10 protein-coding genes are annotated in these 12,648 nt (G+C 39.1%); 4 read left to right on the top strand and 6 right to left on the bottom strand.

Annotation, left to right across the window (positions count from 1 at the left end):
• The first annotated feature begins 71 nt into the window (after window positions 1-71).
• The 3 genes from WH188_RS19835 to WH188_RS19825 are packed head-to-tail and all read left to right on the top strand — an operon-like array spanning window position 72 to window position 2,616.
• Window positions 72-1,019, top strand: a complete 948-nt coding sequence (locus WH188_RS19835; protein ID WP_168126358.1) for an NADP-dependent oxidoreductase — start codon at window positions 72-74, stop codon at window positions 1,017-1,019.
• Between the two features lie 14 nt (window positions 1,020-1,033).
• Window positions 1,034-1,990, top strand: coding sequence for an alpha/beta hydrolase (locus tag WH188_RS19830; RefSeq protein ID WP_206368239.1), 957 nt, complete (start codon window positions 1,034-1,036; stop codon window positions 1,988-1,990).
• Window positions 1,987-2,616, top strand: coding sequence for an NAD(P)H-dependent oxidoreductase (locus WH188_RS19825; protein ID WP_168126357.1), 630 nt, complete (start codon window positions 1,987-1,989; stop codon window positions 2,614-2,616). Before WH188_RS19830 ends, WH188_RS19825 begins: the two co-directional genes overlap by 4 nt.
• An 84-nt stretch (window positions 2,617-2,700) precedes the next feature.
• Here WH188_RS19825 and WH188_RS19820 read toward each other — a convergent pair whose 3' ends face one another.
• A complete protein-coding gene (locus WH188_RS19820) occupies window positions 2,701-5,838 on the bottom strand; it encodes a GH92 family glycosyl hydrolase (protein ID WP_339424580.1) in 3,138 nt (1,045 codons plus the stop codon).
• Window positions 5,839-6,216: 378 nt separating this feature from the next.
• On the opposite strand from WH188_RS19820, the gene WH188_RS19815 reads away from it, so the two are divergent.
• The gene (locus WH188_RS19815; RefSeq protein ID WP_168126355.1) at window positions 6,217-8,334 is read left to right on the top strand and encodes a hypothetical protein; all 2,118 of its coding nucleotides are present in this window, start codon (window positions 6,217-6,219) and stop codon (window positions 8,332-8,334) included.
• Window positions 8,335-8,408: 74 nt separating this feature from the next.
• On the opposite strand, the gene WH188_RS19810 is transcribed toward WH188_RS19815, so the two are convergent.
• The 5 genes from WH188_RS19810 to WH188_RS19790 are packed head-to-tail and all read right to left on the bottom strand — an operon-like array spanning window position 8,409 to window position 12,641.
• Window positions 8,409-9,116 (bottom strand): HAD family hydrolase, encoded by a 708-nt coding sequence (locus WH188_RS19810; protein WP_237682718.1) that lies wholly within the window; start codon window positions 9,114-9,116, stop codon window positions 8,409-8,411.
• A complete protein-coding gene (locus WH188_RS19805) occupies window positions 9,113-10,114 on the bottom strand; it encodes a lysylphosphatidylglycerol synthase transmembrane domain-containing protein (RefSeq protein ID WP_168126354.1) in 1,002 nt (333 codons plus the stop codon). The genes WH188_RS19810 and WH188_RS19805 overlap by 4 nt, the downstream gene beginning before the upstream one ends.
• Window positions 10,095-11,030 (bottom strand): CDP-alcohol phosphatidyltransferase family protein, encoded by a 936-nt coding sequence (locus tag WH188_RS19800; RefSeq protein WP_168126353.1) that lies wholly within the window; start codon window positions 11,028-11,030, stop codon window positions 10,095-10,097. The genes WH188_RS19805 and WH188_RS19800 overlap by 20 nt, the downstream gene beginning before the upstream one ends.
• Entirely contained in the window at window positions 11,023-11,931 is a 909-nt protein-coding gene (locus WH188_RS19795; RefSeq protein WP_132840352.1) for a hypothetical protein, read from the bottom strand. Before WH188_RS19795 ends, WH188_RS19800 begins: the two co-directional genes overlap by 8 nt.
• Window positions 11,928-12,641: a nucleotidyltransferase family protein gene (locus WH188_RS19790; RefSeq protein ID WP_132840354.1), complete on the bottom strand. Its 714-nt coding sequence runs from the start codon at window positions 12,639-12,641 to the stop codon at window positions 11,928-11,930. Before WH188_RS19790 ends, WH188_RS19795 begins: the two co-directional genes overlap by 4 nt.
• Between the last annotated feature and the right edge of the window lie 7 nt (window positions 12,642-12,648).

Raw genomic sequence — 12,648 nt, 5'->3', positions numbered from 1 at the left:
CCCAAATAACACTTAATTGTACCTGTTTTCACCTCCTTTTTCAGTCTATTTTTGCTAATAAAAATTAAGATATGAAGGCAATTGTGTTAGAAAAATTTGGCGAGGTAGAAAATCTGATTTATAAGGATATTGAAAAGCCTATATTAAAACCGGATGAAGTACTGATTGAAGTAAAAGCAATTGGTGTCAATCCTGTGGATGTTAAGGTCCGCAGTAGACAAGCTCCTCTTGCAGAAGATTTAATCAGGTATGATCCATTGATCTTGGGATGGGATGTTTCTGGAGTGGTAATAGAGGTTGGAAGTTTGGTTAAAAAATTTGGGATTGGTGATGAAGTATTTGGAATGGTCAATTTCGTCGGACATGGACGTGCTTATGCTGAATTTGTTGCGGCACCGGAATCGCATCTTGCCTTAAAACCTAATCGGATCAGTCATATTGAAGCTGCTGCCAGCACTTTGGCTGCATTAACAGCGTGGCAAGCATTTACCACATATGGAAAACTGCGCACTCATGATGTCGTATTGATTCATGCCGCATCTGGTGGCGTTGGTCATTTCGCAGTACAGATAGCAAAATATATGGGCGCTTATGTCATCGCGACATCATCGGTACAGAATCGTGATTTTTTGCTCAACATAGGGGCTGATGAACATATTGATTACAACTCAACGGAATTTGAACAGGTCCTTTCGAATGTCGATTTTGTACTGGAGTCAGTGGGGGGTGCTAATTTTCAAAAATCAGTTCAGGTTTTAAAACCTTTTGGCACTATCGTAGCCCTGCCATCGGGACATACGAAAGATGATGAGTTAAAAGCTCGTGAAAAAAATCTTCACGCCTGCTTTTTTATGTCTGTCTATAGTGATGGAGCGGCTATGCAACAAATTGCGCATTTATTAGAAACGGGTATTCTGAAACCTCATATCTCACATGTTTTCAATTTTGATCAGATGAGAGAAGCGCATCTGCAAATTGAATCTGGGAGAACGGTAGGTAAAGTGGCTGTACAATTTTAAAGCAATTTGAAATCATGTTGGGGAATATAGATCCAGAATTATTAGAGGCTATTGCTGCTAGTCCTTACAGTAAAATAAAATATGAATATCTGCTACAAAACGATCCTACAAAAATCAGAGCGGAAGAACTACGTTTGTCTTTAAACGAAGAGCCTTTGATTATACCAGAGCAATTACTTGTTGAAAATATGCTAATTCCCTCTTCCCAGTCTGAAGAACCGATACGTTTGAGAATCTACAAACCAAAAGCTAAGCAAGATTTACCGGTATTGTTATATTTTCATGGTGGCGCATTTATATATGGAACTCCGGAGCAGTATGATTTTATACTCTTTGAATTAGCACTTGAAGTGGGTATGCTTATCGTTTCTGTCGATTATCGATTAGCTCCAGAATATCCTTTCCCTGCAGCTATTGAAGACGGCTACGATACCTTATTATGGCTCTATGAAAATGCGAGCAAACTGGATGGAAATAAAAATATGATCATTATCGGTGGCAGCAGTGCAGGTGCGACAATCGCTGCATCGATTACTCACCTAGCCCGGGATAAAAAGAATAAGATGATCCAACATCAATATTTACTTTATCCTCCTATGTGCGATACGTTGAAGAGTCCATCGATGGACAGTTTAGCAAAAGCACCGATGCAAACAAAAATAGCGGCTACATGGATGTGGAAGCATTATTTATGGAACGGCAGAACCCATGTCCCCAGATACGGGGTGCCATTGCGTGAAGTTAATTTTCATCATTTACCCCATGCGACCATCGTTGTCTGTGAATTTGATCCCTTAAAAGATGAAGGAAAATTGTATGCGGAAAAATTATGTTTAGCTGGCACTTCGGTCGAATTATTGGAAATAAAAGGTGCAGTACATGCCTTTGATTTTTTCCCTTGTCTATTATCGGAAACCTTTTATGCACAGCAAATCGAACTGTTTAAGAAAATTATCAATCAGAAAAAATGAAAAAAATAGTTGTTATCAACGGGCATCCGGATAAATTAAGTTTCAATAGTGCTCTGGCAAATGCTTATATCAAAGCGGCGAAAGAATCAGGTGCTGAAGTACGTTATATTGCTCTTGGGGATTTGGACTTTAATCCTAATTTACAATTTGGCTATAGGCAGAGAATGGAACTGGAGCCCGATCTGCTCCAAGCGCTGCAAACCATTCAATGGGGTGAGCATCAGGTATGGATTCATCCACTCTGGTGGCTCGGCATGCCTGCTCTGATGAAAGGTTTTTTTGACCGAGCATTTCTACCCGGTATTACATTTAGAAAGTCTAAACAGGGTCTAAATGTGGGCTTACTTCAAAACAAGACTGCTAGAATCATAACTACAGCGGGTGATCTAAACCTAAAAACTTATAAAGAGGTTTATGGATCCAGTGGATTGCTTCAATTGAAAAATGGTATTCTGGAATACTGTGGTATCACTTCGATTCAAAGTAGTTTTATTGGACCTCTTGAAAATTTTGATGAAGCTGATCGATTGAAAGCATTAAACGATGTTGCTGATTTAGCGATAGATGATGCAAAAGCGCTACCTATCGGCATAGTAGCTGATGATAGCATCCCATGCATTGGATGAACACATCATTAAAAAGCTCATCTGTATTTTATTGCAGATGAGCTTTTTAATGATGGTTATACATAACCTACCTGAATCAATGGTTTAATGATGCATAAGCCCCCACTGTTTATTTGGTTCAGACCCCATTTCTAGGACAAGCTCTCCTCCTTTCAGAAGCTCGGAAGCATCAAAATAAAATGTATCAAGTTTCTTTCCATTCAGGGTTGCGGCCTGCACGTAGATATTCTGTTTGCTGCTGTTATTGGCTTTGATCACGAATTGCTTTCCTCTACCGTATCGGTTATCCAGTTTAATTTTGATCTCTTTGAACATGGGGCTTCCAATTTCATATACCGGATTGCTTCGCGTACCTCCATCCATCTGGAATAAACCGATTGCAGTCATGATATACCATGCACTCATCTGTCCTTGATCTTCATCACCGAGATAGGCATTGGAAATGCCTTGTCCATAATACCTTTCGGCGATAGAACGGCTATATTTTTGCGTGAGCCAAGGTTTGTTCATGTAATTAAAAATATAGGCAAAATGCATCGATTGCTGATTACCTTGTACAACGGGGTAATCCCAGTATTGATCATTTGGCCCATTATAACGCCATTTTTCACTTTCTCCAAATCCCCATTCCAATCGCTTTAACAGCACATCTTCACCGATCCATTTGGAAAGCCCAGGTAGATCCTGAGGGACAAAGAAGGTTAATTGCCATGCATTACCTTCTACGTAATGATGGTTTGCTCCAGATTTAAATGGATCAAAGTCTTTTAACCATTCGCCTTTTGAATCTTTCATCCGGGCATAGCCGGTTGATGGATCGATTGCATTTTTCCACCAGGTTCCCCGGTCATTAAAATATGTATAATCGTAAGTTTTGTTTAATGATTTGGCAAATTGACCTACCGTCCAGTCATCATAGCTATATTCTAAACTATTGGAAAAACGGCCCAGATCTGATGGTACATATTTATATTTTAAATACACATCTAGATCTCTATTGCCCGCAAATCCGCCTTCAAATTTCAGCGGGCTGGTCATCTGCATTTTCTTAACGGCTGTAAAAGCCTTTTCTACATCATAATCACGAATTCCCATCTGATATGCTCCGACGATCAGCGGAATTTCATGTTCTGCAACCATCACTGGTATATACTCCATTCCTGCTGGTCCCTTAGCTAACCAGCCGTCGGCATCGTACATCGCTAATTGTGATTTAACCCATTTGTTTGACCATTCAGGAGTCACCAAATTCCAAAATTGATTCAGATTCCAAAAGGTATTCCAGAATGCGTCACATCCAAGTGCCAGATCATTCCTGTTAGTGAGTGTACGAACTTCTTCACGTGAATCTCGCCATTGCCCGTTAATATCGCTAAATGTGTTTCTACTGGCAAGTGCACGGTACATATTGGTGTAGAATTTCTCTTTCTCCAAATAATCGTCGGAGGTGATTTCCAAGCGGTCGAGTAACTCATTCCAGACATCGTGTTGATGTGCTACAACCTGATCGAAAGACCATTGAAAAGGTTGGGTGATTTCCTGATGCAAATTCTCTTCGGCATTTTCGATACTAACATAGGATATGCCTGTGCGCAATTGAACTGTTTTTTGTTTCCTGACATCAAATTCAACAAACATGCCGGCTTCTGTCACCTGCTTACCTTCGCCATCTTGGCCAGAACTGACCTGGCCACCTTTCCATGTTCCGAAGTTGATAATGGGACGATCAAACTCGATTGCAAAATGAACAATGTAATCTTGTTTTGCATCGGTAGACCACACATTTTCAGATAGCTGACTGCTATACCCAATGATCTTAGTGTCTGATACTTTCTTTAGTTTATAATCTAAAATCTGGTATGGATACTCGCCGTTAGCTTTGAGGTCGATCATCACCCGGCCTGTATCGGATCTGTTGAAAGTATAACGTTGAAAACTTGCTCGCGTTGTCTGTGTTATGTCCACATCGATATCGTGATCGGTCAAATTGACGTGATAGGATCCTAATGGAGCACGTTCGGTTGTCTTATCAATCTGTGAGCGATATCCTGATTCGGGGTCGTATTGATCTCCGACCTTAACCTGCAGTTTTCCTGATGTAGGAAAGGTTCCTAACCCTCCCATTGTCCATTCATGGATATGACTAAAGGAACCGATCGATTCTATTGAGGGTTCATAACCTGCCTGCCAACCAATATTTTGATTATCAGGACTGATCTTCACCATACTAAATGGCATCCAGGGTCCCGGGGCAATCATCCATCGCGAATGCGCTGTACCAATCATGGTATTAACATAGTCGGAGGCACCTCCAAGTCTTTTCGGTTCTCGTGTCACCTGCAAACGATCTGTTAATTTATCATTGATGTAAATTTCACATATACTTTGCTTTCGTTTTTTTACGGGATCAAGGGGAACTTCGAGCATGGATAAGCCCTTGTCTAAACTTCCTTGATAGACAGATTTACCATCTATAAGAACCCGGATACGCTGGGCATTTTTTAGACGAAGCACCTCTACCAAAAGATTCTGCACACGTCCTTTAGGACCATTAGATTCGAAATCAGCAACCTTGATCTGCTTTACCAAAGCATCATAATTTGTGATCAATTTGGATTTTGCTGGCCCCAGCAAACGAAAAGAATCAAATTCAACCCATCCACCTTTCAAAACGGTTAAAGTGATATGGTTATATCCTGCGCGAATTACAGACGGATCAGGTTTTATGATGAGCTTCTTCTTCCCCAAAGCTCCAACTCCAGGTTGTCCTGTACCGGCTCCATTAGTAATATCATAATTATAATTTCGACCATTAATAGATAGCTGCAAGGTTGGATGATTTTTAGGATCCGAATTCACAAGGTCTACTTCCAATACATAAGGCTCATTGCCAGATGCTTTATCCAAAGCGTAATAGAAATTAAGGAAATGAGTCCGTAAACCTGAAGTAGGCCCTGTACCCCCCCATTCGTTTGCGGGCCCCGGAAGAACATAGGGCAATTCCGTATTTAGCTGACTTTGACCAATGATCACCTGTCTGTCTTCATATCCCATATCATGAGCCAAAAAATTCTTATAATCTCCTGGTGCTAATGCAAATTCTGCACTCGAACCATCAGGTTTACCCAATTGCCAAATTACATTTTGCTGTGCTAAGGCCTCCTGTCCAAAAGCAAGAAAAAATAATCCTGTTGCTACTAAAAATTTATTTCGTTTATTCATACTGTTTAGTTTATTGGTTATTCTTAAAAAAACATCTGCTTTCTGATCCAATTCAAAAATGGGATCATAACGACAATATTTAATTAAAAATAGACACAATCATCACTGGTTTAAAAGGTAATTATTTGACAAGATTTAAAATAAATATCGATTTTTCAATCGATGCCATGCAGGTATAATTAAAATTTAACTACACTTAATATGCATCACGCGTCTCATCTATAATACAATAATAAAACTTTGTACGTACATATGCAAGGGTAAATACTAGATTGTACATACATACTTGTAAAAATTGGAAATTACAGCCTTTTATTCATACTGGATTAACAATGGAATGGGTTTTATTCCTTATCTTATTGTCCAAAACCGATTATAATGAAAAGATTCTTCTTTTGCTTACTATGTATACCTTTTTTTCTACATCAAACCTCTGGACAAATTGCTATTGATCGAAAAGCAGTAGTAGATAGACATCGGATTGTAACCAACAAACTTGATCTATTGAGTCCAGCACAGGTTGGTAATGGTGAATTTGCTTTTGCAGTGGATATTACCGGTTTACAAACATTTGTACCATTTAACACTTTATCAAACTGGAGTTGGCACAGTAGTCCTTTACCACAAGGTATGAAGGAAAGTGACTTCAAAAAGACTACTCTCAAAACCAATGGCAAAGATGTTCCTTACGATCTTCCAAATCCAAAACAGGAACAACTATCCAACTGGCTTGCAGCAAATCCGCATCGTTTCAATTTAGGGCGTATAGGTTTCAAACTAATTCGAAATGATGGTAAACTGGCAAATCAGAATGATATTTCACATACCCATCAAGAAGTTGATCTCTGGACAGGAATCATTAGCAGCAGTTTTGTATTTGAAGGTGTACCAGTCCATGTTAAAACAGCTTGTCATCCCGATAGCGATGCAATTGGGGTATCGATTGAAAGTGCACTTATCGGGAAGGGGCAACTTGCCGTTTTCTTTGCATTTCCTTATGCCATAGAACAGGGATATGAGAATTACCTAGGTGTATATGATGGCGGTGATCAACATACCTCCACACTTCATAATTTAGAAAAAAATTCTGTACGTATAGACCGTACAATGAATAGCACACATTATAGCGCTTCCATTAAATGGGCGACTGATGCTCAGATGATAAAGACAAAACAAATGCATCGTTTTGAACTTATACCCAAAGATACAGCAAAACTTTCCTTCACTTGTCTTTATTCAAATCAAACTAACGATATTCAGGTACCCATCACTTCAAACCTTTTTGAAGAAAGTGAAAAATCATGGAAAGCATTCTGGAATTCTGGAGCTGCTATCGATCTATCTGAGAGCAAAGATCGGCGATGGAAAGAGTTGGAACGAAGAATTGTACTATCGCAATACCTGATGCGACTAAATGAGTCGGGCTCTTTACCTCCACAAGAAAGTGGTCTGGTCAATAATGGCTGGTTTGGTCGTTTCCATTTTGAAATGATTTGGTGGCATTGCGTACATTATGCGCTCTGGAACAGATGGGCATTGTGGGATAAAAGTCTTTCGACATATCAAAATTTTTTAAAAACATCAACAGAAAGGGCACTCAATCAAGGATATCAAGGAGTACGCTGGCCCAAGTGTACTGGTGATATCGATCGAGAATGGCCAGACTTAATTCATGCGACACTTGTATGGCAACAACCCCATCCCATTTATTTTGCGGAACTCGATTACCGATTGCATACGAACAAGGAAACATTAACGAAATGGAGAGATGTGGTATTTGCAACTGCAGATTTTATGGCAGATTATGCTTCGTATGACAAAACAAAAAATCAATTTGATTTAGGTCCTCCTCTATACTTAGTATCGGAAAATTCTGATCCATTAGTAACCAAAAACCCGACATTTGAATTAAGCTATTGGCGTACAGGACTACGCTTAGCACAACAGTGGCGCGAGCGACTTGGCATGCCAATAAATAAAAAATGGAAAAATGTACAGGATAAACTCGCCCCCCTACCTCAAAAAAACGGCTTATATGAAACTTATGAAAATATACCAGACATGTGGGAAAAATATAATTACGAACACCCTGGACTAATTGGTACTTATGGTATGCTTCCTGGAGATGGTGTAGATCCAGAAACGTTCAAACGTACACTTAAAAAAGTGTTGGAAACCTGGAACTTTGATCGCACATGGGGATGGGACTTTCCCATGCTAGCTATGGCTGCTGCTCGTTGTGGCTATCCGGAACTGGCGATCGATTTGCTACTTCACCCTAGTAATAATTTTCAATTTGACCAGCATGGTTTAGCCACAGGTGGTCCATTTCCCTATTTTCCATCAAATGGTGGATTACTAACTGCAATTGCCATGATGGCCGGTGGTTGGGATGGTTCATCCTCAAAAAATCCTGGATTCCCTAAGGATGGAAATTGGTCAATTCGTGCCGAAGGATTCAATCCTTTACCAGCACTTAAAATAATAGCGAAATAAAAATCTCCAATCACTGTCGGCGGAAATCAAGAAAGCCAACAGTGAAGGAGATTTCCAAAATACAACAAAAGAAATTATACCAAGAATTCCTTCAGTTGTGCTATATCTGTTATGGTATAGTCTGCTGATGAAGTTGAATGAAGCGGTTGTTCCTCCCAACCTTCTCCATTCAACCAAAGTGTTTGACAACCGTTCACTTTTCCTGGTTCCATATCTTTGGTATAGGAATCTCCAATCACCAGGCATGCATTTGCAGGTATACCTAAAGCTGAAACACCTAAAGTATAGATTTCAGGGTTAGGCTTACGTACTCCAACTCGTGCAGATTCGACAACGGCCTCAAAATAATGCAGCAACTGATAATCATCTAAAACATGTTCCAGATTTCCATAAAAATTAGATACCATCACCATTTTATATTGTTTCGATAAAGTATCAAGTAATGGCCTAACGTGATCAAGACAATCTTCTACTAATTTATTGCAGGCATTAACAATTTGCAATCCGACACTATCTACCAGAGAGGTCATATTTAAATATTCAAATTGTGCTGTTATCTTAGCTAAAAGCACATCTTTAAAATTAAAAAGTGGCTTTATAATAGGATTTGTAGCCATTTTTCGTTCAGCATATACATATGCATCGTAGAAACCTGACTTATCGGTCGCTACTCCATAAAATTGATAATATTCCCAAAAAACAGCTGCCCAATGTCTTCCATTGGTATCCAATGTTCCGCCGTAATCAAATAATAATCCCTTTATACCTGTTATTTTCATCATCTTAATTTATAATCTTTGCGGACAATACTCATCCAAATCAACCCTATACCAATCCAAATAATTTCACGAATACGGGTTGCCAATCCCATAAATATACCTACCGATGCGGAGAAACCAATACTTGTGACTGCCATTGCCAATCCTCCTTCACGTGTACCCAATTGCATAGGTAGAAAAAAGATCAGGTTAGCGAAAAGCGAAGATCCTGAACTAACAATAAAAGCCTGAATCACACTCATATCGAGTTCCAGTGCTATTCCAATAAAATAAAGTTCGGCACAACCGACAACCCGAGCGAAAAATTCCCAAAAGAGTGCTACAAAAAATTGTGGTCTACGCTGTGTATATAAATCTTGGATCTGCTGATCAACATGCTCGAGTACTGTTTTTTTATCTTCATAAAATGTACGCGCGTACTTACCTACAAATGGAATCTTTTGAAAAAAGCGTACGATAGTGACTGTAAATCCCCGTTTATAAATTTTTGAAAAGGACCAAAAAATACCGAGTCCAAAGAATAAAATAAATAAACAGACGATCAGCATGCTCGCACTTAAGGGGACTACTGCTAGAATCAAAAAGATGGAAACCAGCCAAAAAACAATATGCGATAAAATATGCACCATACCGTACAGCAACACCGAGGAGCTCGCTTTTGCTTCTCCCAAATGTGGTTTCAATTCCATGATCCGGTAAGGTTCGCCTCCTAAAGCGACAAAGGGTGTAACATAATTAATGCTGTAGCCACTTACTGTCAACTGTAGAATTTTGATAAAGGGCAGTTTCGTTTCAGGAACGTTCGGTTCTTCAATGATTGATTTAAAAGCAAAAGCATTCATTACATAGATCACCAACCAACTTAGCAATATGGGCACAAACCACCACCCGGTCTGCAACAGATTGTTCCAAATATTTACTGGACCAATACTGAAAATCATATAAGCAAGTGTAGCTATTCCAATGATCAAGAAAATAAGCTTATATATGTTTTTCATCATATTGATTTGTCGCTAATTGATCGATGAAATGAGCACTTACTTGCTCCTGCCTTTTACACATATAGATCAGTATCGGATTTAAAATAAATATGTCAAAAAAGAAATATAACCAGACCTGATCAATAAAGATCCATAGAAACAAAAACAGTACGCGTGTATTAAACTGTACGATATTGGTATATTTCATCAATGGACGGTTACGGATACGAAATGCGTTGACAAATGATGCTGGCATCTGGTCGGCATACTTATGCTTAACCATCTGCAATAACTGTTGCAGTTTTGGCGAAAAATTCTCCTGCATGGTGGTATAATTCTTATAACCGTTCAATACGAATTTTTGAAAGAAGTCTTTCTTCCAGCTCATTTTGTCCAACTCTGCTTGAAGCTCTTTCGAATTATCTAGTTCACTACCTGCTTTTCCCTTTATAAAATACAAATGGACATTGCGATAATAGTCAGCCATTGCTGATTGAAATACATGGGATACTCCAGCTAAAACACCTGGTACCCAAATCCAGGCAGACCAACCTTCATTCATACATCGTAAACATAAAGCAATATGAATGGCCGCAAACCAGAAATCTCCTGCAAATCCATCTAAAATTCTTCCGAACCGACTTTTATTGTCAGTCATCCTGGCCAACTGTCCATCTGCACTGTCTAAAGAATTGGCAAATACCAATAATAGCATGCCGATGATATTGATCCATAAATCACCGTAATAAAACAGAATCCCGGCTCCTACACCAAAAAATATACTGGTGATCGTCACGGCATTGGGTGTCACTCCTATTCGGGCACAAAACTTAGCGATACGGTAACCTATCGGCCTGTAGAACCAAATATCGATTCGCTCTTCTGTGTCATTCGATTTGAGTGACTGTTCAAATAATGTATGTTCTGATTTAGACATAATTCCGATCATCTTTATCTTCTTCATTAAAGATCATCCGATCTATAAATTCAGAAAATTTTCCAAAAATATGAGTGGCTATTGCTTCTGCGGCCTGTTCTCTGCAGGGCGCAAAGCTTGGCCAATCGTTTAAATCTATAATATGAAAACTTCCATCAGCTTGTACGATAGCATCTCCACCATAGATAGTGACTCCCAAAACTTCAGCTGCTCGTTCCGCTGCCTGTTTTAAAGCCTCATTATCAAAAGGGTAATGTGCTGTTGCACCGTTTATTTGCTCATAAGCGGCATATTTATGATGATTTAGATCATAAGGATGAAACCAATAGAAAAAATCGGTCCCAGAGACTGCATAAAACTTTACCAAATCGCCAAATAAATGTTGCGATACGACAGCGTCATCAATACCACGCAAAGCATATTCTGCCAATATATTATTTGCTTCGTCCTTAGTGCTTACAAAACTGACATCTTCCTTATGAACGGCATGAAAATCGCCTCTTTTTATCCATATACCCGGTAAGCCATAATGATCAAACAGATCTCCTATATCATCGTGGGTATTAACAACTACACTCGCTGGATAAGGCACATCATTTTCTAACAGTTTTTCTGTCATAATAGTCCGATAGCAGCTCTGGATTCCAAATGATGAGTTGATAATCAAAACGCCATTACGCTCCAGCTCTTGCAAATAACGCACTAATGCTTTGGATCTTCCCATTGTGATAATGGGTTCTTTTTGATAACCTTTCAGAGAAAGAAAATCATCTTCTGTTACCTGGGTGATATTAACACCTTCTTTTTCCAGTAATCCGATTACTGCTTGAAAAATTGCTGTATCATTATTAACATGATTTGGCGAGAAATCATTTTTCCTTAGTATTGCGTATACTCTCATGATTGGCTCTTTTGCTCCATTAAAAAATATTCAGCCGTCTCCCTGTCATGTAGATGATCCACATCAATAATTTTGGCAAAAGGATACGCTTTGATCATAAATCCTTTATCGATAAGGAATCGCTGATAATTTCGCATGCGCTGATTGCCTGCGGCTAAGGATTCAACAGCAGCCTGCATGGCCTTCTTTCGTAAACAATAAATACCACCCGATACGAATGCTGCCTGCGGATATTTGTTATCTGAAAAACAAACAATTCTATTATCGCTATTTACGGTCACATATAAAGGGCTTTCGTCATCAACAAAAGGAGTAACAGCAAATAATCCGTCCATATCTCCCTGCTGAAATGCCTCTACATATTGGCCAAAGGTATCCGGTTCAAACACCGTGTCTGTCGTTGTAAGACAGCAGGAATCCCAATGGGGAAATGCTTCTTGCAGAGCAACAAAACTATGTAAGGAACTCACGGTATCTTTGATCAACAAATGAATAGGAATTTTAAATTCATGTTTGACCAAAAATTTATGTAATTCTTTATTCTTTCCGTTGATAATAATGAAAACAGATCTGGCCCCCTGCGCTGCAAAAATATTGATCAGTCTCTCGATCATCGGAACACCTAACAAAGGCAACAAAGGCTTTGCTTTCTTAAATCCTTCCTTCTTTAATCGCTGCCCTTCACCGGCAGCTATAATTGCGTACTCCATCTTAATT

Source organism: Sphingobacterium sp. MYb388 (assembly GCF_037479535.1).
Classification (GTDB): Bacteria; Bacteroidota; Bacteroidia; order Sphingobacteriales; family Sphingobacteriaceae; genus Sphingobacterium; species Sphingobacterium anhuiense.
Note: the sequence above shows the minus strand (reverse complement) of the source record. Positions and strands in the feature narration are given on the sequence as shown.